The following is a 26,425-nucleotide window of genomic DNA, read 5'->3' on the forward strand; positions in this document are numbered from 1 at the left end:
GTTTAAGGTCTGGTTCGCCGATCCTTTAGGGGTTCAAAACTTCAAAGGAGTCAGCGCGTGGATGTATCGGCAGAGACCACTACACAGAAAGGCCGTTTCCAGTTCTCATACATGGGTGACGGAGGCGACATGGCCTTGCTCATGTTGAAGAATCTTTTCTTCACGATCATTACTCTCGGAATTTATCGTCCCTGGGCTAAAACAAATATGCGTCGTTATATTTGGGAAAATGTAAAATTCATGGGCGACGGTGGCACCTATGTCGGCACGGGCAAAGAACTTTTTCGTGGATGGATGAAGCTCTTTGGTTTGATTGTTGTTCTGGTTGTCGTTTCAAAAGCACTGGAAACTTTGCTGCCAGTTTTAAAAATTCCGCTGGCTATCATCGTTCCGTTTTTCTATGTCTTTGTTTTTGCCATTGCGACATATTCGGGGCTTCGCTACCGCCTTTCACGCACACTGTGGAGGCAAATTCGCTTCGGTGTCGATAAAGATGAGGCCTCAACAAAAGAGTTCATCAAACTCTATCTTAAAGGCGTTTTGTTTTCGATCCTTACCTTGGGATTTTATTATTCTATTTTTCGCAATAAAGTTCGAACTTATTTGACCAATAGATCTCGTTTGGGCTCGGCGTATTTTAAATATGATGGAACTGATGACGATTACTTTAAGCTTTATTGTAAAGGTCTTTTCCTCTCTATTATTACTCTAGGAATTTATTCGCCGTGGTTTATGGCAAATCTCATCAAGTTTCGTTTGAAACACACGAGCTTCCAGAATGCGCGCTTTGAGTTCACAATGGCAGGTAAAGATGTTTTCATCTATGGACTTGTCGCGTACTTTGGCGCGATCTTCTCTTTTGGTTTAGCTGTGCCGTGGATTTTTTCATGGGGCCTGCGCAAGATCACAGAAAATATTTATGTCGAAGGGGAGTTGGATCTTAATTCAATTCGACAACGCGCAAGCGACGGAAGCGCGATGGCAGACGACATCGTGGCGGAGTACGATTTGGATTTAGGTTTCTAACTTCATGACTCCCTATCGCGCAAAGTATTTCGATGGCACGAAGCCGGAATCTCATCTTGTCGAAGTGAGTATTAAGAACGCGGTTCTTGAGATCACCAAAGACGGAGAGATTCTGGATCACTGGCCATTGAAGCTGATCTATCGCGATAACACACATCTTTCGATAGTGATGCTAGCATGTCAGGGAGAAGACGATGCAAGATTAGAAATTTTAGATAAGAATTTCTTAAAAGAGCTTCAAGGAAAAACGGCCATTCCGAAAAAAGGCCCGCTTAATGTAGGAACGAAAGAAGTTTTATTCTGGATAGTAGGTATTGTCGCCGCGATTTCCTTGTTATTCATGAGCGTAAAGCCAGTCACAAAATTTTTAGCTAAAAAAGTAAGCCACGAGACCGAAAGAAAGCTCTTGTCATCAGCGATCAGCTTCGCAAAACCCGATTACTGCACACTAAACCTGGAACAAAGTTTCGCTTTGGAAAAACTGCTTTCAAGAATCTATCCGCAATCCGCAGAAGACAAAGACCTGGGCGTGCAAATCCATATTGTAAAAAATCCGATAGAAAACGCCTTCGCTCTGCCGGGCGCAGAAATCTGGATTTATAACGGCTTACTACAAAAAGCCCAATCTCCGGAAGAAATCGCCGGAGTCCTAGCCCACGAAATAGAACACGTAAAACAACGTCACGTCTTAGAAACAATTGTCAGAGGAACACTATTAACATCTTTCCTAAGCCTCGCAGCCGGCGATGCCTCCGGAGCCTTGTTAGTAGATCCACAAACAGCAGCAAACTTATTGTCGCTCAACTATGACAGAGACATGGAGTCGAGCGCTGACGAAGGCGCAAGACAACGCTTGAAAGCTGCACGTGTTTCCACACAAGGGATCATCAATTTCTTCGAAAGAAATCAAAAGAAGGGGATAGAGATTCCAAAGTTCTTATCAACACATCCATTAAGCGAAGAACGAATTCAGAAATTTAAAGCGGATATCAAAGAAGAAAAATCAGAACCACTTCTGACAAAACAGGAATGGGCAACACTGCAGTCCGCTTGTAAATAGTTACGCATCGTAGCCAGAAAAAAGAAGCAGGCACCTTTTACAGCTGCTCTCGGTTCTTGAGAATGTCTGGCTATCCTGAGCAGCCTTCCTGAAGCGCATCGTGCGCTTCAGGCCTAAGTATTCGCTGAAGCCCAGAAGTAATTCCAAGATCAGTTATTAATGTCCAAGAAACGATGGGGTTTTATTTGCCCAAAAAGCTTCGTCGAGCTGTGGGTTGGCTTTAGTAAGGTTAGTACGTAGGAAGGCCTTCGTCGGCGCCACGATGGCGCGAACCACTGCAAAGCAGTGGCGACGATTGAGCCCGGATGGCGTGCCTTCCGCAGAACTAACTTTACTAAAGCCAACCCACAGCGCGCACCGAGAGTTGCAAATTGAGCAAAAAAAAGCCCCGATGTTTCCACCGGGGCTTTGAAGTTCTAACTAAGAACTAAGAATTACTTCTGCTCAGCTGCACGCTTAGCTTGGTATTTCTTCGCAAGTTCTTCTTGGATGTTACGAGGTACTGGAGCGTACTTCGCGAATTCCATAGAGAACTCACCTTTACCTTTAGTACCTGAACGAAGATCAGTTGAGTAACCGAACATTTCAGTCAATGGTACTTCCGCTTCGATAACGCAGTTACCTTCGAAAGCAGTAGTTCCTACGATAGTACCACGGCGTTGGTTGATTTGACCAACCGCTGAACCTTGGTATTCGTCTGGAACAGTTGTCTCAAGCTTCATGATAGGCTCAAGAACTGTTGGTTTCGCAGCACCGTACACTTCACGAAGAGCCGCCATACCAGCGATTTTAAACGCCATGTATGAAGAGTCGACGTCATGGTAAGCACCGTCTTCAAGAACAACTTCAACGCCAACAATTGGGAAACCAATGAGTGGACCTTTAACAGTTTGTTCTTTGAAACCTTCTTCAACAGCTGGGATGAATTCTTTTGGAATACGACCACCCACAACTTTGTTGTCGAATTTAAATACAGAGCCATCTTCTTGCGGAGGAAGTGGAGCGATTTTACCAACAATCTTCGCGTACTGACCCGAACCACCCGTTTGTTTTTTATGAGTGTAATCGAATGCAGCTTCTTGAGAGATTGTCTCACGGTAAGCAACCTGAGGTTGACCTACGATCACTTCACAGTTGAACTCACGTTTCATGCGCTCAACGTAGATTTCCAAGTGCAACTCACCCATACCAGAGATGATAGTCTCATTTGATTCCTCGTCACGGTGTACGCGGAATGTAGGGTCTTCCTTACGGAATTTTTGCAACGCTTTAGAGAAGTTATTCGCAGCAGTTTTGTCCTTAGGAGCAACTGCCAAAGAGATAACCGCGTCTGGAACGTGCATAGATTGCATAGATGCGTGGATGTTCTCGTCACAGAAAGTATCACCAGATGCACAGTCGATACCGAACAAGGCAACGATGTCACCAGCGTAAGCTGTATCGATATCTTCCATCTTATCAGAGTGCATACGAACCAAACGAGGAATCTTAACAGATTTCTTGTTCACTTGGTTCACGATGAAATCACCTTTAGACATCTTACCTTGGTAGATACGCATGTAAGTCAACTGACCAAATGGAGTCTCTTGAAGTTTGAACGCCAAAGAAACCAATGGTTTGTTGTTGTCTGGGAACAGGTCAAATTTCTCTTCGTTCTTGTCAAGATCAAGAGCTTGCTCTTTTTTCTCAGCAGGAGACGGAAGATAGTAAGTAACCGCGTCCATCAAACGTTGAACACCTTTGTTTTTGAAAGCAGAACCGCAAAGAACTGGAACAAGTTTCAAGCCGATAGTTCCTTTACGGATAGCAGCGCGAATCTCTTCAGTTGTTGGTTCTTCTTCCATCAAGAATTTCTCTTCGATAGCAGAGTCGATATCAGCCAACTTACCGATCATGATTTGACGGTATTTTTTCGCTGTTTCAACTAGATCCGGTGGGATCTCGCCAACAACAACGTTTTCACCGTTTTCACCTTCGTTGATGTAAGACTTCATATCAGTCAAATCAACGTGACCTCTGTGTTGATCTTCCAAACCGATTGGGATTTGGATCATCACTGCGTTCAAGCGCAATTTTTCAATCAAAGCGTCAGTTACACGGTAAGGGTTCGCACCTTGACGGTCCAATTTGTTAACGAAGGCCAAACGAGGAACGTTGTAACGTTTCATCTGACGGTCAACTGTGATGGACTGAGATTGAACACCGGCAACACCGCAAAGAAGAAGAACGGCACCATCAAGAACGCGAAGAGAACGTTCAACTTCAACTGTGAAGTCCACGTGCCCCGGAGTGTCGATCAAATTGATTGTGTAGTCTTTCCAGTGAACTTGCGTCGCCGCAGACTGGATAGTGATACCTTTTTCTCTCTCTAGATCCATGGAGTCCATTGTTGCACCGACGCCGTCTTTACCACGAACTTCGTGGATAGCGTGGATACGGCCTCCATAGAACAAAATACGCTCAGAAGTCGTCGTTTTTCCCGAGTCGATGTGAGCCGAGATACCGATATTTCTGACCATATCAATATTCCATTTTTTGGACATAACTTTACCCTTCTTAATTGGTCGTTGTTTTAATAGTTATATTTATGAAAGCATTCGGATTATCACCAAATAAAGCCGAGTGCAAAAGAAGATTCTAGGCTAGGCCAGTGACGCAATGCAACGCTAAAGGCGCCGCTCTCTCTTTGAGGCGGACCTTGGCTTGGCGTAGCGCCTAGGCTTGACGTAAACTTGGTGGCATGACGGACCTCCACGAACTGCTGACCACGAATTTTAATTTTACCTCTTTCCGAGGAGAGCAAGAAGCCATTTTGCGCAAAGTTTGGGCAAATGAAAATCTCCTCGCATTAATGCCGACGGGAATGGGAAAAAGCCTCTGCTTTCAGTTTCCAGCCAAGATTCGCGAGGGATTGGTCGTGGTTATTTCGCCCCTAATCGCACTCATGCAAGATCAGGTTTTTAAGGCCCAAGACCTGGGTATTCCCGCTACATTTCTTAGTTCAACATTGAGTCGTGATGAGCGTTTGTCAAGGCAGACTCGGATTGCCGCCGGAGACTATAAACTGCTTTATGTGACGCCAGAGCGTTTTCGCAAAACAGAATTCCTAGAGGCGATCAAGGGTAGAAAAATCCAGCTTCTGGCCGTCGATGAGGCTCACTGTATTTCGCAATGGGGACATGACTTCCGCCCGGACTATTCCCGCGTGGGAGAATTTCGCGCGCTCTTGGGAAATCCTCCAACGCTGGCACTGACAGCGACGGCAACTCCGGAAGTGCAAAAAGATATTCTCGCAAAACTATTTATGCCGGAGGCGGAGATTATTTCTGCCGGAATTGAAAGACCGAATCTGGCTTTGAATGTTCACGACATCTATGGCATCGACGAAAAAATACGTGCGATTGTGGGACTTCGTCATCAGCACGGGGGCGCGGCCATTGTTTATTGTTCTCTCATTCAAACTCTCAAAAAAGTTTCTTCCTCTTTAAATCGGCTGGGCATTGAGCATTTGATTTATCACGGAGATCTTCCTCCGCAGGACCGCAAGCGCAATCAAAAAAGATTTATCACCGAAGCGGCGCCGCTGATGATTGCCACTCCCGCATTTGGTTTGGGAATTGACAAAGACAACGTGCGGGTTCTGGTTCATGCAGAAACACCAAGTTCCCTGGAGTCTTACTTTCAGGAAGTCGGACGCGCGGGGAGAGATGGCAAAGAGTCCTCTTGTCATTTGCTCTATGATCAGGATGATGTCACGATTCAAATGGAGTTTTTAAAGTGGTCGCATCCCGAGCCTGAGTTCATTCGTAAAATCTATCAATTGATTGATGAAAAGCGCATGCAAGTCGATCAGGGCGGTTTTGATTTCTTGCGCGAACAAATGAACTTTAAAAATCGCAGGGATTTCCGTTCAGAAGCGGCGGTGAGTATTCTCGAACGCTGGGGATGTCTGGAAAAATCGGAGGATCCGTTTCCTTATGTCTGTGTGCATGCGCCGACAGACGAGCAGTTCGCGACTGAAAATGGAGCGGAGATTTTAAAAGCTCAGAATACAAAACTGCTCAAGATGGTGCAGTGGGCGACACAGGATTCTGAATGTCGCCTGAACAGAATTTATCATTACTTCGGGCATGAGCATGAAACACCTTGTGGAAAGTGTGATGTCTGTAGAGCGAGAAACGGAGGATAGAAAATGAAAATGTCTTTCAAAGTTCTTTTGTTCGTCGGCTCAATGTTTTTCGTGTCGTCGGGCTTTGCTGCAAAACTTCCTCTTGAAAAATTAAAAATGCCTGCGGGATTTAAAATTTCCGTGTGGGCCACGGTGCCCGGGGCACGTTCTTTGGCGCAAGCTCCTGACGGCCGTATTTTCGTGGGCACTCGCAGCGGCGACAAAGTCTATGTCGTACAAAATGGGAAGACCCAAGTTTTAGCGCAGGGCCTAGACACACCGAACGGCGTTGCCTTTAAAGACGGAAAACTTTATGTCGCAGAAATCAGTCGCATCTTGGAGTTTGACGTCAGTAAACAAACAGCTTTGCCGATGAAGCCGTCCCGCATTTTAGAACAAAGATTTCCTTCGGACACTCATCACGGTTGGAAGTTCATCCGCTTTGGTCCTGATGGATTTCTTTATGTTCCTGTTGGCGCCAACTGCAATATTTGCGATCCGGGAAAAGAATACGCGCGCATTTACAAAATTGATGTGAACGGAAATTCAAAAGAAGAAGTCGCGCAAGGCATTCGCAACACTGTCGGCTTTGATTTCCATCCAACGACAAAAGAACTGTGGTTCACCGACAACGGACGCGATTGGTTGGGTGATGATCGTCCACCTGATGAGCTCAATCGTTTGACGAAAATCGGCGAGAACTTTGGTTTTCCTGTTTGCCATGGAAAAGACATTTTAGATCCAGAATTTGGCAAGGAAAAATCGTGCAAGAATTTTACTCCTCCTGTTGCTGAATTGCGTGCGCATGTGGCGGCTTTGGGAATGCGTTTTTATACCGGAGCGATGTTTCCGGCGGAATATAAAAACAGCATCATTCTTGCTGAGCATGGATCCTGGAACCGCTCGACAGCTCAAGGCTACCGTCTGACGTTTGTAAAGCTGAACGGTTCACAAGTTGAAAAAACAGAAGGCTTTATCGAAGGTTGGCTGCAAGGGGACTCCGCGTGGGGACGTCCTGTGGACGTAGAAGTTCTGAGTGATGGTTCAATGCTTGTCTCTGACGACAAGGCCGGCGTTATTTACCGCGTGACGTATCAGGGGAAATAATGGTCGTAAAGGTTCAGCACTCCTCAGTGGATTTTCCTGACGCTCGCGACACGCTTGCAGAAGGAATCATTGCGGTCGGGGGAAAGTTAGATGTGGGAACGCTGTATGCGGCTTACTCTCGCGGAATTTTTCCGTGGCCTCAGCCGGGGCTTCCTATGCTTTGGTTTTCTCCTGAACAGCGGGGTGTTTTAGAATTCAAAGACTTCAAGGTTCCAGAAAGTCTGCGTCGGTATCGTCGCCGAAATCCGCAAATTGATTTCACCGTAAATAAAGATTTTCACCAAGTGATCGAAGAGTGTTCAAAACAACCACGTCCGGGACAAGAGGGAACGTGGATCACGCCGATGATGAAACGCGCGTATTTGGATTTTTTTAAAGAGGGATACTGTCTCTCGATTGAAGTGCGCGAAAACAATATCGTGATCGGAGGAATCTACGGCGTTCTTGTCGAAGGTGTTTTCAGTGGCGAAAGTATGTTTTATAAAAAACCCAACGCTTCCAAATTGGCGTTGTGGTTTCTTGTCGAGCTTTTGCAAAGCCAAGGTCACGAATGGATTGACGTGCAAATGGTGACTCCCGTCGTAGGAAGTATGGGAGGCAAATATGTCGACCGCGAAGACTATCTTGAGATGCTAAAAAAGCGTCATCAAGATCTCGGCTTTGAGTGATCACTCTTTAGTCAGTGAGCTCACTTTGAGCTTCACCGGGAATTTGTTTCATGGGTCGCTTTGCGATCTCTTTTATATTCGAAATGATTACGGGTCTTTCATGCCATGGTTCTTGCTCTCCCGTCCTCGAGATAATGGAACGGAGATGATATGAAAGCCCATTTATTAGGAGCTGCCGCCGCAGTTCTTCTGAGTGTCCTTGCTGGAACCCCCGCTCATGCCCAATCCCAAGGGAGTGTGGCCGTAGCTAAGAGCCAGCTTACTGTTGGTCAGAGATATTATATCTCTGCGGATTCTTTGAACGTTCGTTCAAGCAACTCGACGACGGCAAATAACGTTGTCGGTAAGCTTGTAAAGAACGACATCGTAGAAATCTATGATGTGTTGAACGAAGCCACACCTTTGGTGCAAGTGAAGATTATTAAGTCTTCCAATATCTCAAGCACAGCGGCTCCTGAGCTGTATGTTTCTAAGGACTACTTAAGTGCGGTTCTTGTTGTGATTCCAGAGTCAAATTCAAAGTATTTCGTGATTCAGAATATCGCGACAGAAAAGACCCGTATTTATGAGCGTTGCACGACGTCTCCAGGTTGCCCTCACACATTGGTGATGGAAACAGACACTGTTGTGGGTCGTCCTGAAGAAGGAACTGACAGTGATCCTAACGCGTTTAAAACGTGGGTGGGACATGGTCGTATTGCTTCGTGGGTGAAGTTCTATCAAGACGGTCTTGGTTTTTATCCTCGTTGGTACACTCCAGGCCAAGACATCAGCACGATTCCAGATCCAGTGACAGACAGCATAAGTTTGTTAATGGGTGGAAGAAAGTGGATCGTTAAAAACTCTCAAGGTAAAACTTCAAACTATGGAGCTTTCGGTTGGTATGCGGCGAAACTTTCTCCTGAAGGTGAAGACGGAGTGAACTACCAATGGATTCACGGAACGATCGGTTGGGGTAAAGACGGTGCGAAACCTATCGAGATGACACGTGGTAAGATGATCAACTTCTTCTCAAATCCGGGTTCACATGGTTGCACGCGTTTGGAAAACAGAGCGGTTGCTTACATGAGACACTTGTTGCCAGTAGGCACAGATATCTACCGTGTCTACGCAAGAGAAGCGACTCGTGAAGTGGCTCCGTACTCGCGCTACAGAAGTGCTTACAACAATCCGTACCGTTGGGAATTTATGTTGTTAACGAATGGTGCGGCAGAGTCCGGCGGTTTGACAGCGGATGCAAACACGATCCGTTCACAAGGTGTTCGCGTGAGTTCAGCTAACTTGATCGAACAAGGTATTTACGAGGTAAATCATTATCCAACAGTGATGGGACTTGATTATACGAAGTCAGCGGCTTCGGGTAAATCAGGCGACCGTTATAACATCGACAAGAAAAACAAAGGTGCTTCGAATTTCAGAGGTTATTTCTTGGTTGATGAAGGTCGTTTCGTAAACTACCAACATCCAAGTTACTCTGCGACAGGTGGTGCGGTTCGTACGGGTGGTTTGTCAGCGTTCAGAACATCGGTTCCTGAATACTTGACGGCAACTCCTGGTCCTATCCAAATCCCTGCAATCAATCGTTAATTTTTCGTCTCTCCAGAGAGGCTATTTTAGCCTCTCTGGCTCCTGTCTCGCTCTGAGACGTTGCTAAGCCTTAATTGTTCTTCGTACAAAGTTTAGACAGGCCAAGTGGCTTAAACCCTTGAAAGACCGGGGGTATAGCCGTTGCATTTTATTTCCTCGAATCATTAATTTTTCGGGAGGAAGTATGTCTAAGAAGAATTTATTGGCTAAGGGCCTTGTGACTTTGTCTCTATTCACGCAGCACTTCGCGTGGGCACAAACAACAAAGACAGTGGAAAGACCACCACAGTTTGTCGCATTTGCATTTGACGGCTCCTACAATAATGAAATCTGGCAGTACTCTCGTGATTTTACAAAACACAAGAAATCAGAAGGCGTTGATACGCACTTCACATTCTTTATTAACCCTGTTTATCTTTTAACTCCTGCAACGAAATCTATTTATAAAGCTCCAGGTGGAAATCGCGGTTCAGCGATAGGTTGGGGTGATGACAATCCAGATGTTTCCGAGCGCGTAAACCAAATGAACGATGCTTATCGTGAAGGTCATGAGATCGGTTCGCATGCGGTCGGTCACTTTGACGGCAGCCGTTGGACGGAAGAAGACTGGAAATCTGAATTCAGTCAGTTTGATTATATCGTTAAAAATATGTTCTCGATCAACGGATTGCGTACGACGTCTCGTCAGTACAATTCATTGATCTTCCTTAAAGACATCGTGGGATTCCGCGCACCGCAGTTGGGTGTGAGCAAAGGACTTTATCCGACGCTGGCAAGTTATGGTTTCAAATATGATACGTCAAAAACAGCGATGGAAAACTACTGGCCGACAAGAAACTCTTATGGCACTTGGAACTTCCCATTGGCTGAAGTGAAAGAGCCAGGTGGTGCACGTCGTTGGATCTCTATGGATTACAACTTCTGCGTGCGTGACTCTGCAAGAATTTTGGCTGAGCAACCAGACGCGATGAGCGTAACAGCTTATGATTCTAAAAAAGGTAAAACAATCAAGAACAACGACAAGTTCTGTTTGAAGGCGATTTCGGCTGAACAAAAAGCGAAAGTGAAAGCGAATATGTTGAACATCTATCGCTCTTACTTCAACACGAACTACTACGGCAACCGCGCGCCCATTCATATCGGTCACCACTTCTCTAGCTGGATGAGCGGTGCTTACCTTGAAGTATTCTATGAATTCGCAAACGAAGTGTGCTCGAAGCCAGAAGTGAAGTGCGGAACTTACGCGGATTTGTTGAAATTCGTAGAAGGTAAATCTTCTTCAGAGATCGCCGCTTTGCAAGCCGGTAACTTTGCGAAACTTCCACGTCCAAAAGCAGCGACAATGGCTCGCCACTGGGACTTGGATATCAAAATGGTTTCTGCGGATGACTCTATGAAATTCCAACTTGTTGGTAAAGACGCTCAACGTGCAGGTCTTAAGAAAATGATCTCTATCGATGGCGTGACAACAGAACTTAAAGGTGATTTGAGCCTGGATGCGGTTCGTGCGATCGCGCAAAAAGGTGAAGACGCTTTGGTTCGTATCGCGGTGAAAGACCGTTTGGATAAAGAAGTAGCGACAGCGACTTATCAAATCGAAAAAGTGGGAACATCTGAAGAAGTTATCGGTAAAGATAACATCGAAGAAAAATGGTTGGAAGGCCACTTGGCAGGTGCTCACGCTGAAGACGAAATGGATACCAGAGGACACTAATGCGAATTTGGAAGGTCCTCCTTCTTGGAGTTCTATGTATAAAGATGGCAGGGTGCGGGTTTGAAGCCGCACCCACGTCTGCTTTAGAGCTCGATAACAGAGACTCTTCCCAGGTTATTTATGGTGACGACTCGATCCGCGATGTGATCGGCGAAGCACCAAACTCTGAAGCCAGTGTGGCTCTTGTTAAAAAATCTCTTTACGATCAATACAAAAAAAATAGGGCGATTTACAGTGTTGGCGAAGTTTATGGCGTGGAAGATCTTTCGTGGAGTGATCAGCCTGCTTTAGCTTTTTGTTCCGGAGTCTTTCTGGGTGATGATCTGATTTTGACCGCCGGGCATTGTGTTGAAAATGATTTTTCATGTACAAATACGAACATTGTCTTTCACTTTTCTGCTGACAGTCAGGTGACAACGGCCGTGGGATGTAAGGAAGTTGTGAAATACCGCAATGACATCAACGGCGCGGGACTGGATTATGCGTTAATTCGTTTGGAAAAAAATATGGGACGTCGCAATTACGTCTTAAACTCTCCGGATTTTAAACGCCCTCAAGTAACAGACAGTGTGTATTCTTTGGGATATCCGTTAGGCAGTTTTATGAAGAAGGCCTTGGGGAAAATCCGTAAAACCGTTCCTGAATCACAAGTCTATGTGTCGACTTTGGATGTCTTTGAGGGGAACTCGGGATCGCCGGTGTTTTCAGCTAAAACCCATCAGCTTGTCGGTATTTTGTCTAGCGGTGAATCTGATTTTACTCAAAAATCCGATGATGACTCTGCGGTTCAAGTGAAGCGTTGCTCTAATAAAGGCTGTTCTGGGGAGTTCATCACTCCGATTGAAAAAATCCTGGCGGATATTGGTAAAAAACGTAGCGAATAAATCTAAATCAACGTACTTTAAGCCATGCTTCTGATCAGTACATACAAACTCGAAAAATCTTTTGCCGGTAAATCTTTGTTTCGCAATGTCAGTTTGGGCATTGAAGAAGGTGAGCGCGTGGGACTTGTCGGTCCAAATGGTGCCGGGAAATCTACTCTCTTGCGCATCCTGGCCGGGCAGATGGAAGCAGATTCGGGCGACGTGACGATGAAAAAAGGTCTGCGCCTTGGATTTCTGGAGCAGACCCCTCATTTTAAAGACGGCGAAACTATTCTCGAAGCAGTCTTAAGTAAAACTTCAGATCATCATGAGTCTTTGGGTGCGGCCTATGAATGGATGGCGCGTTTGGAACTTTCTCAATTCGGCGAAGATTTTTTAGTAAAAGATCTTTCTGGCGGTTGGAGAAAACGTGTGGCCTTGGCGCGCGAGCTGATTTTAGAACCCGAACTTTTAATGCTCGATGAGCCGACGAATCACTTGGACGTGACGAGTATCAAATGGCTTGAGGAGTTTTTGGAGCGTGCGCCTTTTGCGACATTGATCATCACGCATGATCGTTTGTTCTTACAACGTGTGACGAATAAGATCTTTGATCTTGATCCCAAAAATCCCAACTACTTGCTTTCCGTTAAGGGGGGCTACTTAGAGTATCTTGAGGCCAAAGATCTTTTGATCAATGCGCAAGAACAGCGCGAATTGGTTTTGAAGAACACACTTCGTCGCGAGACCGAGTGGCTTCGTCGCGGAGCTAAAGCTCGTCAGACAAAACAAAAGGCGCGTATCGAAAGAGCGGGAACATTGAAGGATGACGTTCAAGAGTTGGTAGTGAAAAACGCCGCGCGTGTGGCGAAAATTGAATTTAAAGATGCTGAACGCAATCCGCAAAAGCTAATGGAAGTCGATCACGTGACCAAAGCTTATGATGGACGCGTGCTCTTTAAAGATTTCTCTTATTTGGTTTCGCCGAAAACACGTTTGGCTTTGTTGGGGGATAACGGCTCTGGCAAATCCACATTGATTCGTATTTTGTTAGGCGAAGAAGCGCCGGACACGGGACGCGTGGCACGTGCTGATAAATTAAAAGTCGCGTATTTTGAACAAAATCGCGAGACATTAAAACCTAAAGAATCGGTTCTTAAAAATATTGTGTCTGATGGAGACTATGTTCACTACCAGGGACAGTATGTTTTTGCGCGCAGTTATTTGGAACGTTTTTTGTTTAATCGCCAGCAAATGGATCTTCCGGTTGAAAAACTGTCGGGTGGGGAACAAAGTCGTTTGCGTCTCGCGCAGTTGATGCTTAATGAAGCGCAAGTTTTGATTCTCGATGAGCCGACGAATGATTTGGATGTGGCGACGTTGACGGTTCTTGAAGAATCCTTAAAAGAATTCAATGGCGCTGTTATTCTTGTGACCCATGATCGTTACTTCATGGATCAGGTGGCTTCGCAGATTATTGCTTTTCATAAAAAATCTGACGGCACGACATCACTGGAAAACTTTGCGGGCTATCTGCAATGGGAAGAGTGGTTTGAAGAACAAAAAGAAATCGAAGCGGCGGAACTTAAGCGTGAGGCGGAAGCGAAAAAAGAAGCAGCTAAATCTTCTTCGAAGCCTGTGAAGCTTTCATTCAAAGAAAAGTTTGAATTGGAAAACATGGAAACCACAATTTTGGAGCTGGAAGAAAAGTTGAGTGCGGCGCAAGAGGAATCGCAAAAGCCTGAAGTCGTGAGTCAGGCTTCCAAGGTTCAAGAGCTTTACAGTGTGATCGCAGATCTTCAGGGAAAAATCGAAAAGCTTTACGCCCGCTGGGCGGAGCTTGAGAAAAAAGAAAAGGGCTCTTAGTCGTCAAGATAGGCTTTGAGTTCCTTTAAGTGATATTTCCAGCCAATCGTGAAGTCTTTAATGGCCTGAGCACGTTTTGCCTCGGGCAGTGTGTTCCAGCCTTCATGAACGACGGTCAGAACTCTTTGTGATTTGTCGTCTTGAATCCGAAACGTACAGCGAGTTTCAGCGTCCTTGACCCAATCTTTTTCTTTCCAGGTAAAAGTGATTTCTTGTTTTGCTTTCACCGCGAGAACTTTTCCGGAAGCCAGTTGAGCTTTGCCGCTGTCATCTTCCCAAGCTTCGCGGAATTTTCCGCCGGCCTTGGGCTCTAGGACAACGTCTTCGCTCCACCAGTTTTCAAGTTCGTCAGTGTCAGTCAAGGCGTTCCATATTTCAGCCGCTGTTGCGTGAATCTTGATGGATTCTTCGATGATGTCTTTCATGTTGTCCTCGTTAAAACGCTTTGTCTTTCATGCCCACGCGGCCGACCAAGGGAAGTTTTAAAGCCGGTCTTAAAAAATCGATGCCAAAGTTAAGCCCCAAAAGATTTAACTCCACGCCTTCATTTAATCCCACCGTAAAACCTAAAAGGCCCCACAAGGACACTTGCACACCTGTGCCGGATTCACTCCATCCTACAAGATCGCCTTGATTAATCCAATCTTTCCCGATGGCGTTGGACGGAAGCTCGACTTTTAATTCATCCACATTGCGAATAATGTGCGAAATAAAAGTGTTGCTGTTGGGACCTGGATACGCGCGGTAGACATTTTTGTAAGCATAATGTTTTGCGAGCTTATCAATTTGCGGGATCGCTTTTTCGGCGGCTTCTCCGCGCAGGTCTTCAAGCAATTCTGGCTTGGCACCATACCAGTAGCGATCTGGAATATCGTGCTGAATAACGACAGCCTCAAGGCCGCGGTTCACGCGCCAGCCAATCACGTGGTAGGTTGTGTACTCGGTAGCATTTTTTTCTTTGGTAGCAATCCACGAGTGCACGGAAAAGTATCCACGCCAAGCAAAGGTTCTTGCGGCGTAAACTTGCACCGCGGCTTCTTTTTCTTTGTGGGGATCTGGAGCGAGGCCCGCACTGTCACGCGAAGCCGTACGCCAATCCTGTGCGGAAGCGGAGGTCACATTGAGAAGGGAAGCTAGAAGAATCGAGAAAAGTTTCATGGGTCTATTATAGACCGGGATTTTATCTTTTTCGTGAAATAAATGATGAGATTTCCTTAAAAATAAAAACCCCGACTTTTTAGATCGGGGTTTTTGAAAATCACTGTAAAAGAAAATTAGTGAGCTTTACGAAGGATGAAGTTGCCTTCAAACCCTTTGATGTTGGTTCTCCAAGAACCTTTGTACTCGTCACCAATCAAAGTTCCCTCAAACGTCGCCTGGTATGGAGAATTGTTTGGATTGTAGCGGGGCTTTCCAGTCAAAGTCAGAGTCGCTGGAGTCAACTCTGGTTGGTAAACCGCCGTTAAGGTCAAAGACACTGTTTCACCCGGATCATCATCGCGTTTGAATTCGCCGATCAGCAATGGAACGGCGCCATCTTTGATAACCTGCAAAGTGATTTTAAATCCAAACTTAACTTTTCCGTCTACGACGTTGCTGCCGGCGTAAGTGCCTGCGATGCTTTCGTACTGACGACGAAGTCTTTCGTAGTATTCGTTTTGCTCGTTGTTGCCTGGAACATTGTTTTCAGAAGAAGACAATGTCAGGTTCAAAGCACCAATAACTCCCGAGACAGACTTCACTTGGCCGACAATTTGCTGACCGCGAATTTGTGCATTGATCGTGTGAATATCATCAGGTCCCAAATTGCTTTCGCCTGCAGTTCCCACCACAGAGTTCGTAAAAATCAACTGAGAGCTTTGCGGAATGTAACGGATTTTGAAGTTGTAGCCGGGTCCTACTGGATTAAGCTTTTTGTAGTTTCCGCGCAAAACCAAGCGGTAGATATCTTCGCCATCTGAATTTTTGCCGATAGGCTCTGACAATGTGAAAAGGCGCAGCTCCACGTCTTGTTGTGAGTTTGGTGTTGTTAGTTTTCCGCCGTAAGTTCCAGCTACTTTTTCGAAGTTGTTGGATTGCTCTTGAAGGTCCGCCGCTTCTTTCGAGTTGTTTTTTGATTTGTCTTTATCAAATGCGCAAGCTGTTAAGCTTAGAATCGCAACTGAAAGGATTAATTTTTTCAACATACGTGCCCCTCTTATTTATTATACTCAGAAGACGCAGAGTCATCTGGAATCAATTCGTCTCTGGCTGCAGCCCATTCGTTCAGGGCGATAGCATAATCACCCACGGCGCGACTGTACTGAACTTCAGAGTCGAAGAAATTATTCATTGCAGTGATCAACACAGAAATATCCGTACGGCCCTGATTGTAAGAGCGGTTGAGCTCTTGCGAAGCCTTTTCCCGGAAGCCTTTCTGTTTTTCAGTACTCAAAGCAATCGCATAAGCCGCTTGAACTTTGCGCTGTGCTTGAGCTTCCGAATTTTGTGCTTCAGAAAGTTCTCGGGTCAAACGAGTTTGTTCCAGATCTTTCGTCAGCTTTCTATTGATAACAGTTTCATTTTGAATGTCTGATCCAAAGTTGTAAGCAAACTTAAGACCTGCATAATATTTTGGATGCGTTCCTGAAGCGAGTTCTGAGTAAGAATTTTCCGCCGACTCATCCGCGCCTGAAGTATAGACCTTGCCGACAAAATTCAAAGTCGGGTAGCTCAAGGACTGAGCGGCATCCAAAGACTCTTGAGCTGCTTCGACTTTGAGTTTTTGTGAACGGATTGAACGAAGATCTTCCACCTTCTTTTCAACCAGTTTTGGAACGGCTGGAATATCTTTCGGAACTTCAAACTTGATTTCGGTTCCTGGCTCTAGTGCTAGAAGTGTGAGAAGGTTTTCCAGGTTCGCAAGATAGTCTGTTGAGGCCGTTTTTACTTTTTGTTCGCGAGTTTCAAACTCCGCTTGAACTTGCGGAAGATCGCCCGGGTTGGAGTAACCCAAAGACGTTTTTCTTTTCACCGCATCGACAAGTTTTTTATAACGATCGCGAGAGTTCACAGCCTCTTTAAAGTTTTCTTGTGAAACATAAGTGTTCCAGAACTGACGGATCGCCTCAAGCACGACTTCTTCAAGTTCGTTCGCACGAGCAATATTGTTTGCCTGGTAATTGAGTTCAGCGGCATTCACTACGCCGCGATCAGCAACACCAAAAAAATTACCCAATAAAGACTGCTCTAACGTTAAGCCCGCGAGATCGGCAGTCTGCTCTGGAATCGGAGGATTTGAAGTGATGCCTTCCGCTTCTGCTTTTTGAGAAAGACGGCTGAGTTCTAAACCCAAAACCGTTCCCGTTGTGAAAGGCTTTTTTAGGCTCGCTGTCGTTTTATAGCGTTCGTATTTTACATCCGCTGCTTGATTGGAGTTGGAAAGAAGACCCACGGTTTTGTCGTATTCAAAGCCGGTTTCGACTAAAAGTTGCCAGTCGTAAGCCGACAAAGTTTTCACCGGCTCTAAACGGAACTGTTGGTACTTCAAATTCACTTCCATTGTTTTAGGTCCCTGTTTTAAAACAAGCTCCGCAACGGATTTTTGATTCAAAGTAATTTCTTTTGGAGCAGGGGCTTTTTGCGCCCAGGCTCCTTGCATTGCTGTCGTACTAAGAAGAGTCAGAAATAGTTTTACCATGTTACTTTTGTTCCTAATTCAAAGTTGTCTTTTTGCAGAGCGATCTCGCTGCTGTCGTTGAGATTTCTTTGCGACCATTCAGTGAAAAGAGACCATTTGTTAGAGATCGCAAAATCAAGACCGTATCCCATAGCGTGGAAACCTGCTGACTTTGAGAATGCCGCAAAATCGTCAGAACTTGTTTGTGTGTAGCTTAAAGTTCCATACTGTGGAGACAAAGTGAAAGACAACCAAGCAAGACGCTCCCAAGAAACGGCCATCATAGGACCTACGCTGAACATTGTTGTATTCAAACGAGCGTCGTCAATTTTGTAACCAGAGGCTAAAGTGGCTTCTACACTTTGAGAGGCAAATCCGGCTTTACCGCGAACGCCGAATTTCCAAAGAACGGATTTTGTTTGGAATGGAACACTCATCACACCCAACTCAAGGCTTGGCATGACAGTGCTATCATGCTTGCTTAAATCAAAAGTTCCTGAACCTTGCTTTGTCGCCGTTCCTTCAGCTTGAAACATTTGTCCAGAGAAAGCGGCAAAGTATTTCCACGGACGAGTCACGACTTCAGGGCGAGGATCTTTCAAAGTCAGCATTCCAGAAACTTGAGCGTCGGAAGCGGCCGCTTTTTCTTGGCGTTCATCGATTTTAGATTCAGCAAGAGCTTTTTCTTTTAAAGAAAGTTCTGGTGCGGGAGTAGCAGGTGCAGAAGATTTTTTTGCAACAGGAGCTGCTCCGCAAACCACGGTGAAAAGAGTAACGACAAGAAGGAGCGACAATTTCATAATTCCCACCTCGAAGACTGTATTTAAATGCGGCGTCAGGAATAGTCCGATGAAAGGGGCCTGTCAACCGAAGTTTAGCCTCCTAAGGGGGGCTAACAAACATAAGGATTTCAAGGCTTTGAGAGCGATGTGTTGAAAGAAAATCGTAATGACTATTTTACAGGGATTGCCTACAGTGGCGAGTCTTATGAGGAGTGTTAAATGAAGCTCTCGGATATTTCGATTAAGAATCCCGTATTTGCGTGGATGTTGATGTTTGGATTGATGATTTTCGGTCTGATCTCCTTCTCTCGTATGGGTGTGAGTCAGATGCCAGACGTCGACTTTCCCACAGTGAACGTCAGCGTGACTTTGCAGGGGGCCGCGCCTGAGGTAATGGAAACGCAGGTTGTCGATCCGATTGAAAGTTCATTGATGTCGGTGGAGGGGATTCAATCCATCAAGTCGAGCAGTAAAACGGGCTCTGCAACGATTACTGTGGAGTTCGATCTCGATCGCAATATCGATGTGGCTTTGCAAGACGTGCAAGCCAAGGTGGCTGCAGCTCAACGTCTTTTGCCGGACGACGTGGATGCTCCAACGCTTTCAAAAACAAATCCCGATGACCAACCGATCATTTGGTTGGCATTGACTTACGAAAAAGAAGATCCTGAATTCTTAATGCGTTATGCGCGCGATTATTTGAAAGACCGTTTCACAACTGTGGAAGGTGTCGGTGACATCTTCCTTGGCGGTTACACGGATCCTGTGATGCGTGTGCGTGTTCGTCCGAAAGATTTGATTCGCTATAACATTGCGGTGAGCGACGTGATGGATGCGATTGCCAGTGAACACTCCGAACTTCCTGGTGGTTATATCGAAACGGATAAAAAAACTTTCAACGTCCGCACGATGGGTGAGGCAAAAACGGAAGAGGAATTCCGCTCTATCGTGATCAGCCGCCGTGCCGGTGCCACGGTCGCTGATCCAACGAATATGGTGAAGATCTCTCAAGTGGCCGATGCGAGCATGGGCCTTGATAAGATCTCTCGCATGTCGCGCTTTAACGGAAAGACAGCGTTGGGGTTAGGTATTCGTAAGCAGCGTGGAACTAATGCCGTGGCTGTTGCGAAAGCCGTGAAAGAAAAAATCAACGAAATTCAAACACAGCTTCCTGAAGGTATGAAAATCCAAGTGAACTTTGACAGTACAAAGTTCATCGAGCAATCCGTGCATGAGTTGAACAAACACTTGATGCTTGCGGTGATCTTGACATCTTTGGTGTGTTGGTTGTTTTTGGGAAGTTGGTCCGCGACGTTCAACGTTTTGCTGTCTATTCCGACCTCGTTGTTGGGCGCCTTCATTGGTCTTTATTTCCTCGGTTACACCCTGAATACATTCACCTTGTTGGGTCTGACACTCGCGATTGGTATCGTCGTGGATGACGCCATCATGGTTCTAGAAAATATCTTCCGCTATAACGAAAACGGAAGAGGTCGTATTGAGTCTGCGATCTTGGGAGCGCGCGAGATTTCGTTTGCTGCGATGGCCGCAACAGCCGCCGTTATTGCGATCTTCTTACCGGTCGCCTTCATGAAGGGGATCATCGGTAAGTTCTTCATGCAATTCGGTGTGACGATCTCTATCGCGGTCTTTTTGTCATTGGTAGAGTCTTTAACGATCACACCCATGCGTTGTGCGGGTTTCGTCCATCACGGTGAAAGAACAACGAAGATTGGTCGTGCGTTTGAAACTTTCATGGAGAACCTCAAAGTTTCTTACGACGTATGGTTACGTAAATCTTTAGAGCATCGTTGGAAAGTCGTTCTTGGTTCTATCGTTTTCGTGGCGGTGTCTTTTGTTTCAATTAAATTCTTGAACAAAGAGATGAGTCCCGCGCAGGACCAAAGTATTTTTATCGCGCGTTTGATGCTTCCGGTGGGAACATCTTTGCCGTACACCGATCAACAGACCAAGAAGGCTGAACAATGGTTGCTTTCTCGCCCTGAAGTTCAGCAAGTGTATGCGGCTATCGGTGGTTTCGGCGGCGGTGCTTCTGATGCCAATACGACGATGATGTTTGTGACTTTGAAAGATGTGAAAGACCGTGGTAAAGACCCAGAAAAGGGAAAGCCACTTTCGCAACAAGAGTTTATGCAAGTCGCTCGTAAAGAGCTTGCGAAAATTCAAGATGTGCGTCCGGTTTTGATGGACTTGTCACAGCAAGGTTTCTCTGGCGGTCGCGGTTATCCGATTGAATTTACAATCTTGGGTTCTGACTGGGATAAACTTGCGAAGTACACGCAAGACATGATGAAAGAGATGGAAAAAAGCGGCCTGATGGTCGACGTCGATTCCAACTACCTTTTAGGTATGCCTGAAATCCAAGTGAAACCAGATCGTGTGTCCGCGGCTCAACATGGCGTGAGCATTAAGTCTATTGGTTCCACGGTGAATGCATTGATCGGCGGAGTGAAAGTCGGCGAATATCCAGAGGGTGGACACCGTTACGACATTAAAGTGAAACTTGTCGATCAGGGAAATCCGATGGATGAGATTAAAACTTTGTTCGTCGGAAACAGTCGTGGAAATTTGATTCCGCTTCCTCGCGTAACGAAAGAAGAAATGGGTTCAAGTCTGCAATCGATCTCTCGTTCCAACCGTCAACGTGCGATCACGGTGACGGCGAACTTAAAGCCGGGCGTTTCACAGCAAACGGCGATGAACTATGTGGAAGCCACGGCGAAGAAAATGCTCGGCCCTGGTTACATGATCGATCAAGGCGGAAGCTCGAAGACGTTTAAAGAGTCATTCCAAAGTTTGATCTTTGCCTTGGTGCTAGGTCTTGTGATCGCGTACATGGTTTTGGCGAGTCAGTTCAATTCGTTTATTGATCCTGTGACGATTTTGATGGCCTTGCCGTTTAGTTTCAGCGGTGCCTTCTTTGCGTTGCTGATCACGGGTCAATCATTGAATATGTTCTCAATGATCGGTTTGTTGCTTTTGATGGGTATCGTGAAAAAGAACTCGATCTTGTTGATTGAGTTTACAAACACCGTTCGTGATCGCGGAACTCGTGATGCGAAAGCCGCATTGATTGAGGCATGTCCGATTCGTCTTCGTCCGATCCTAATGACTTCGATTGCAACGATTGCGGCGGCCATTCCTTCGGCGACAGCGACAGGAGCTGGTTCTGAAACAATGCGCCCGATGGCGATTTGTTTGATCGGTGGTGTGGTTGTCTCCACAGCCTTGACATTGTTCGTAGTTCCTTGCGTTTATTCATTGATGGATAAATTCAAAAAACGCGATGAGGTTCGAGAGAAAACAAAACAAGCCTTTGCGGCTGTGGGCTCTGAAGCTCTTGACGCTTAAGACGAAAAAAGCTCCCTTAAGGGAGCTTTTTTATTTCTGATTCTAATCTAAAAACTGAATTCCGGCTTTCACCACATTGTCATCGACGGCTTTGACCCAGATGACTTTGGCGCGCATCGGAGAAAGGCGTCCGACCTTCACTTTGATAACTTGGTCTTTTTCGACGGTTTCCATGGTTTTGATAAGAAGGGCGCAGCCCGTATAAGATTCATTGAGAATCAAAGCGACGGCCGTGGCCGCAAAGCCTGTTTCATCATGAAAATCTATGAGGGCATGATCCAACGGATCCGGTTGAAATCGTATCGATCTCGTCATAGATGGCTCCTTAGAGTTTATTTTACCCCAAAAACCTGAAGGCGGCTTAACTTTTTAATGAATCATTAGCCTAGGCCTAAAATTTCGATTATCTTCGATATATGTATTTTGAACAAAGAACCCCCTTATTTTTGCAGTTGGGCTTTCGCGAAGAAGCCTTGCCTCAGCTAAAGGCCTACGTGGATCTTTTATGGACGGCCAACGAGGATCTCAACTTGGTCAGTCGCAAAATGACGTTTGAAGAGCTGATCGATAACCACGTGATTGACTGTCTTTTACCGCTTAAAAGATTTCCAAAAAATATCAAATCCGCGGCTGATTTCGGGGCGGGTGGGGGCCTTCCGGGAGTGATTTACGCGATTCAGTTTCCCGAAGTGAAATATCATCTTTATGAGAAGAGTCCTAAGAAGCAGGAATTCTTAAATCGCTGCAAGACCATTGCTCCGAATTTAGAAATTCACGGGGAAATTCCAAAAGAACTCAAGGGCGTGGAGCTGGTCACAGCGCGAGGGTTTAAACCGATTGATGTGATCTTGGAAGTCAGCCGTGATTACTACAAGAAAAACGGAAAGTACTTTTTGCTCAAAGCTCGCAAGGAAAAAATCGACGAAGAAGTCGCATTGGCTCGAAAGAAATTTAAAGATCTTAAGGTTGAGATTGAACCTTTGACTTCGCCGGTTTTGGAAGTTGAACGTCATTTGGTGTTGATCTAATAAATGAAATCATTTTATCGCATGATTCCTTTTTTCTTTTTCTTAGTGACGTCTTTCACTGCATTTGCCGGTGAACCTATTCCTGCAGGCTGTACGGCATCCAGAAATTTTTCTGCGGATGCTTACAAAGTATGGATCTCAAAAGAAACAAAGCAGACGGCAAGTGAAGAAGCGAGCCAGAGTGCGAACATTCCTGTAAATAAAAAAATCGAATTGCAACTGCATGCTAAGCAAGGCGAATTCAAGGGATTCGTGAATTTCGAAATTCCTGAAGCGGGCCCTTATGTGATTGTAACCGACGCTTATCCTCACATGGATATCACGGAGTTAACAACGAATGAGAGCTTAAACCCTACCGACTTTGGAAAGATCCGTGATTGCGGAACCGTCAGCAAAGCCTTGCGTTTTGAGTTCGCAAAACCTGGCAAGTTTCTTCTGGGGTTTACCAGTGGCCAAGGCCCTATCTTAAATGTCTTAATTTGGAAGCTTTAAAGATTAGCTCCACAAAACAGAGCGCATGGAAAGACTTCCCATCTCATATCCCTCATAAGGATAGGAGATTTTGTCTTGCTCTGTCGAAGCACCGTAACAGTAAAGCAGAGGAAGATAGTGTTCCGGTGTTGGAACTGAAAGGGCCGCAGCTTCGCCCAGTTTCTTTTCAAAACCCGTCAAAGTAGCCGTGTCTCGTTCTTCCAAAGATTTTTTAATTGCAAGATCAAACTCTTGATTCCAAGGATAAACGGCTGTCGGCTCACGCCAATTTAACACACGCAAGTTGTGCACGATATTGCCGCTTCCTAAAATCAAAACACCTTTTTCGCGAAGGGGACGCAAAAGTTTTCCCATCTCTAAGTGCTGCTCTGGAGTTTTCGTCACATCAAGGCTTACCTGAAATACAGGAATGTCTGCATGCGGAAACATATGAACTAGGACAGACCAAGCGCCGTGATCCAATCCCCATTTTTCGTTCAAGGTTGAATTTGGCAAAAGTTTTTGTGTTTCGTGAGCGACGCTGAGGGGGCCTCGCGCGGGATATTGCACATCAAAAAGAGCTTTTGGAAAACCATAAAAATCATGAATGGTCGCAGGTGCGGAGTTGTAAAGAACTTGAGTTCCCTGTGTCTCCCAGTGAGCGGAGACACAGAGAATCGCCTGTGGTTTTGGAAGTGTTTTTCCAAGAGTGTTCAGTCCCACCGTGAAGGGATTTGTGTCGAGAGCATTCATCGGTGAGCCATGACCCACAAAGAGCACAGGCATGAGAGACATAAAATTAACCTTTCTTTTCGATCGGTTTGTTGGCTTCGATCTTGATGATCAAAGTCACTTCATCACCGACAACAGGACCCGCTTCAACAGCTTTGCTCCAAGTCAAACCGAAATCTTTACGGTTGATTTTTCCAGTCGCAGAGAAAGCCACTTTGTGATTACCAAATGGGTCATTCACATCACCCAAGTATTTCACGTCAAGAGTCACTTCTTTAGTTTTACCCTTTAAAGTCAAATCGCCAACGAGTTTCAAGTTATCTGCGGTGCCAACGATCTTCTTTGTGACAAAAGTCATTTTTGGATTTTTTGCTACGTCAAAAAAGTCAGGGCTCTTCAAGTGATCGTCACGGTCTTTATTATCCGTATTGATCGTTGCAACATCGACATTTAAGTTCGCTTTAGATTTTTCCAACTTTGGATCAATCGTAATGCTGCCATCAAATTTATTAAAACGACCCTCAACGGTAGCAATCACCAAGTGAGGAATTTCAAAACCGATTTTTGAGTGAGCAGTGTCAATAGCATAAGTTCCCGCAGGAATTGTTTTGCCGGCAAATGCTGTTACGCTTGCAAGTGTCACCAAAGTGCTGAGGATTAATTTTTTCATTAGTAGTTCTCCTTTTAGTTTAATTTTGCTGCTTCAGCTGGGTTCTGCCCGCGTCCGCGACTTCAACGGAATTAGTATCGTCTTATTTACATTATTGCGAAAGGTGACATAAATGAGATACACTGTTTCATATATGGAACAATTCGATCTCAACCAAATTCGTATCTTCGTGAGACTTGTGCAGGCAGGAAGCTTTACAAAGGCCGCAGAGGTTCTGCGTCAACCTAAGTCCAGAGTCAGTCGCCGCCTGTCCGCACTGGAAAAAGAGCTGGGCGTGCAGTTGATTTATAGAACGACTCGTCAATTTCAACTGACCGAAATGGGACGGGCTTATTATGAACGGGCTCGCGGATTGGTGGAAGGATTAGAAAGTCTATCGACCGAGGTCAGCGATACAACCACAGAAGTAGCGGGCCTTATCAAGATCACGGCTTCCGACGACATGGGCGTAAATATTTTGCCGGGATTGCTCGATGAATTTTCAAAGCAGTATCCCCAAGTGCGCTTCGAAATTTTTCTGACTCAAGCCTATGTGGATCTTGTGAAAGAATCCATTGATGTTGCCATTCGTATTGGGCACCTGCGCGACAGTTCTTTGCGTGTTCGTAGAGTGGGAACGGTGAAGAACATTCTTGTGGCGACTCCGGGACTTCTGGAGCGCTATCGTAATTGGGAAGATATCAATCAGCTAAGTAACATCCCTTTTGTTGGTTTTACGTTTTTATCAAAGATTGAAATGATTCGCGGAAATGAAGGAAAGAAATTCAATCTGAAACCCACATACACTTACACCTCAAACAATCCTGCGATGCTTGTAGAATTAGCGCTACTTGGCAAAGGTTTGGCTTTTGTGCCTGAGTTTTTATGTGCAGAGCACGTGCGCACAGGAAGACTTGTGCACATTCATAAAACGTTGCGCGGTCAAGAAACCCCGATCAGCATCGTGACTCCAGAGCAAAAAGAAACGCCGCTCAAAATAAAAAAATTTTCAGAATTTATGGCAAAAAGAATGAAGGAAATTTTAGGAAGTTAGAATAGTTTTAAAAGGGCTTTGTAAAGTCCCACGTATTCAAAACGGAGAAGGCACCAAATGGCGCCACACCAAAGCAGTCCCAGAAGACCCATCATCACGAGCTGCGGAAGATTGGCAAGATTGAACTGACTGCGTGGGCGATTGAGCAAATCATCAATCTGCCCCCGTTCTTGGGTTTCCTTGAACTTTCTCGCAAGGCCTTGCGCGAGCACAATTCGTTGAGACATTTCCAATTTATAAAAATGCACGCCCACCAAAGTGCGCGACTCAGAAATGTTTTCCAGACGCGTGACGATGCCGTAGCACGCCATCTGTTTTGAACCGGGAGGAGTGAATTGAATTTTGATAACCTCGCCCAAGAGCGGACAAAGATCATCAGGAGCGGTGAAGGCCAAACCAGTCAGTGAAACATTTTTGATTTCAGTGCCTTCTTCCCACGGAACTTGCTTAGGGCCCGCGACGCGCACCAAACTATCGTCCTCAGTGTTGAGAATGTAACGTGGAGATCGGCCGTGATAGCGAGCAAGACTGGTCATGCATTTCTTGTCGGCGAAAACGAGGACCCTCTGAAGGTACGCCGTACCTTTTTGCATTGCTTTGCGATGGAATTTCATATTGAG

General features: G+C 45.6%; 23 protein-coding genes. 13 read left to right on the forward strand and 10 right to left on the reverse strand.

Annotation, left to right across the window (positions count from 1 at the left end; translation table 11 throughout):
- Positions 1-57: 57 nt before the first annotated feature.
- Positions 58-1,026 (forward strand): YjgN family protein, encoded by a 969-nt coding sequence (locus tag ACLSSO_RS04505; RefSeq protein WP_295905863.1) that lies wholly within the window; start codon positions 58-60, stop codon positions 1,024-1,026.
- A 4-nt stretch (positions 1,027-1,030) separates the two neighbouring features.
- Positions 1,031-2,086 (forward strand): M48 family metallopeptidase, encoded by a 1,056-nt coding sequence (locus ACLSSO_RS04510; RefSeq protein ID WP_413944183.1) that lies wholly within the window; start codon positions 1,031-1,033, stop codon positions 2,084-2,086.
- Positions 2,087-2,520: 434 nt separating this feature from the next.
- Here the strand turns inward: ACLSSO_RS04510 and fusA are convergent, their stop codons facing one another.
- Positions 2,521-4,629 (reverse strand): elongation factor G, encoded by a 2,109-nt coding sequence (gene fusA, locus ACLSSO_RS04515; protein ID WP_295903980.1) that lies wholly within the window; start codon positions 4,627-4,629, stop codon positions 2,521-2,523.
- A gap of 197 nt (positions 4,630-4,826) precedes the next feature.
- Between fusA and ACLSSO_RS04520 the strand changes: the two genes are divergently transcribed.
- The 7 genes from ACLSSO_RS04520 to ACLSSO_RS04550 all read left to right on the forward strand — a co-directional run bounded on the left by ACLSSO_RS04520 (position 4,827) and on the right by ACLSSO_RS04550 (position 14,059).
- Complete coding sequence (locus ACLSSO_RS04520) at positions 4,827-6,275, forward strand: RecQ family ATP-dependent DNA helicase (protein ID WP_413944184.1); 1,449 nt, start codon at positions 4,827-4,829, stop codon at positions 6,273-6,275.
- A 9-nt stretch (positions 6,276-6,284) separates the two neighbouring features.
- Positions 6,285-7,361, forward strand: coding sequence for a PQQ-dependent sugar dehydrogenase (locus ACLSSO_RS04525; protein WP_413944801.1), 1,077 nt, complete (start codon positions 6,285-6,287; stop codon positions 7,359-7,361).
- A complete protein-coding gene (aat, locus tag ACLSSO_RS04530; RefSeq protein WP_413944185.1) occupies positions 7,361-8,029 on the forward strand; it encodes a leucyl/phenylalanyl-tRNA--protein transferase in 669 nt (222 codons plus the stop codon). Before ACLSSO_RS04525 ends, aat begins: the two co-directional genes overlap by 1 nt.
- 150 nt (positions 8,030-8,179) lie before the next feature.
- Positions 8,180-9,616 carry a hypothetical protein gene (locus ACLSSO_RS04535; protein ID WP_413944186.1) on the forward strand — a complete coding sequence of 479 codons (1,437 nt, stop codon included), beginning with the start codon at positions 8,180-8,182 and terminating at the stop codon, positions 9,614-9,616.
- A gap of 184 nt (positions 9,617-9,800) precedes the next feature.
- On the forward strand, positions 9,801-11,330 hold the full coding sequence (locus ACLSSO_RS04540; protein ID WP_413944187.1) for a hypothetical protein: 1,530 nt from the start codon (positions 9,801-9,803) through the stop codon (positions 11,328-11,330).
- Between the two features lie 44 nt (positions 11,331-11,374).
- A complete protein-coding gene (locus ACLSSO_RS04545; protein ID WP_295903996.1) occupies positions 11,375-12,214 on the forward strand; it encodes a trypsin-like serine peptidase in 840 nt (279 codons plus the stop codon).
- A 24-nt stretch (positions 12,215-12,238) separates the two neighbouring features.
- Entirely contained in the window at positions 12,239-14,059 is a 1,821-nt protein-coding gene (locus ACLSSO_RS04550) for an ABC-F family ATP-binding cassette domain-containing protein (RefSeq protein ID WP_413944188.1), read from the forward strand.
- On the opposite strand, the gene ACLSSO_RS04555 is transcribed toward ACLSSO_RS04550, so the two are convergent.
- The 5 genes from ACLSSO_RS04555 to ACLSSO_RS04575 form a co-directional block, all read right to left on the reverse strand.
- Positions 14,056-14,484, reverse strand: a complete 429-nt coding sequence (locus ACLSSO_RS04555) for an SRPBCC family protein (RefSeq protein WP_295904003.1) — start codon at positions 14,482-14,484, stop codon at positions 14,056-14,058. The genes ACLSSO_RS04550 and ACLSSO_RS04555 overlap by 4 nt on opposite strands.
- Positions 14,485-14,494: 10 nt before the next feature.
- Entirely contained in the window at positions 14,495-15,217 is a 723-nt protein-coding gene (locus ACLSSO_RS04560) for a DUF3750 domain-containing protein (protein WP_413944189.1), read from the reverse strand.
- A 116-nt stretch (positions 15,218-15,333) separates the two neighbouring features.
- Positions 15,334-16,245: a hypothetical protein gene (locus tag ACLSSO_RS04565; protein WP_413944190.1), complete on the reverse strand. Its 912-nt coding sequence runs from the start codon at positions 16,243-16,245 to the stop codon at positions 15,334-15,336.
- A gap of 11 nt (positions 16,246-16,256) precedes the next feature.
- Positions 16,257-17,738, reverse strand: coding sequence for a TolC family protein (locus tag ACLSSO_RS04570; RefSeq protein ID WP_413944191.1), 1,482 nt, complete (start codon positions 17,736-17,738; stop codon positions 16,257-16,259).
- Entirely contained in the window at positions 17,732-18,517 is a 786-nt protein-coding gene (locus ACLSSO_RS04575; protein ID WP_295903316.1) for a hypothetical protein, read from the reverse strand. Before ACLSSO_RS04575 ends, ACLSSO_RS04570 begins: the two co-directional genes overlap by 7 nt.
- A gap of 201 nt (positions 18,518-18,718) precedes the next feature.
- Between ACLSSO_RS04575 and ACLSSO_RS04580 the strand changes: the two genes are divergently transcribed.
- Entirely contained in the window at positions 18,719-21,871 is a 3,153-nt protein-coding gene (locus ACLSSO_RS04580) for an efflux RND transporter permease subunit (RefSeq protein WP_413944192.1), read from the forward strand.
- Positions 21,872-21,913: 42 nt separating this feature from the next.
- Here ACLSSO_RS04580 and ACLSSO_RS04585 read toward each other — a convergent pair whose 3' ends face one another.
- Positions 21,914-22,186, reverse strand: a complete 273-nt coding sequence (locus ACLSSO_RS04585; RefSeq protein ID WP_295903322.1) for a hypothetical protein — start codon at positions 22,184-22,186, stop codon at positions 21,914-21,916.
- Positions 22,187-22,344: 158 nt separating this feature from the next.
- Between ACLSSO_RS04585 and ACLSSO_RS04590 the strand changes: the two genes are divergently transcribed.
- Both ACLSSO_RS04590 and ACLSSO_RS04595 read left to right on the forward strand, forming a co-directional pair.
- Positions 22,345-22,899, forward strand: coding sequence for a 16S rRNA (guanine(527)-N(7))-methyltransferase RsmG (locus ACLSSO_RS04590; protein WP_413944193.1), 555 nt, complete (start codon positions 22,345-22,347; stop codon positions 22,897-22,899).
- Between the two features lie 3 nt (positions 22,900-22,902).
- Positions 22,903-23,391, forward strand: coding sequence for a hypothetical protein (locus tag ACLSSO_RS04595; protein ID WP_413944194.1), 489 nt, complete (start codon positions 22,903-22,905; stop codon positions 23,389-23,391).
- 3 nt (positions 23,392-23,394) lie between these two features.
- On the opposite strand, the gene ygiD is transcribed toward ACLSSO_RS04595, so the two are convergent.
- Together ygiD and ACLSSO_RS04605 are read right to left on the reverse strand one after the other, a co-directional pair.
- Positions 23,395-24,165, reverse strand: coding sequence for a 4,5-DOPA dioxygenase extradiol (ygiD, locus tag ACLSSO_RS04600; protein WP_295903332.1), 771 nt, complete (start codon positions 24,163-24,165; stop codon positions 23,395-23,397).
- A 4-nt stretch (positions 24,166-24,169) separates the two neighbouring features.
- Complete coding sequence (locus ACLSSO_RS04605) at positions 24,170-24,772, reverse strand: YceI family protein (RefSeq protein WP_295903333.1); 603 nt, start codon at positions 24,770-24,772, stop codon at positions 24,170-24,172.
- 112 nt (positions 24,773-24,884) lie between these two features.
- Between ACLSSO_RS04605 and ACLSSO_RS04610 the strand changes: the two genes are divergently transcribed.
- Positions 24,885-25,805 (forward strand): LysR family transcriptional regulator, encoded by a 921-nt coding sequence (locus ACLSSO_RS04610; protein ID WP_413944195.1) that lies wholly within the window; start codon positions 24,885-24,887, stop codon positions 25,803-25,805.
- Here ACLSSO_RS04610 and ACLSSO_RS04615 read toward each other — a convergent pair.
- Entirely contained in the window at positions 25,802-26,341 is a 540-nt protein-coding gene (locus tag ACLSSO_RS04615; RefSeq protein ID WP_295903338.1) for a PilZ domain-containing protein, read from the reverse strand. The genes ACLSSO_RS04610 and ACLSSO_RS04615 overlap by 4 nt on opposite strands.
- Positions 26,342-26,425 lie beyond the last annotated feature (84 nt).

The sequence above is a fragment of the Bdellovibrio sp. HCB-162 genome (assembly GCF_047344985.1).
GTDB lineage: Bacteria > Bdellovibrionota > Bdellovibrionia > Bdellovibrionales > Bdellovibrionaceae > Bdellovibrio.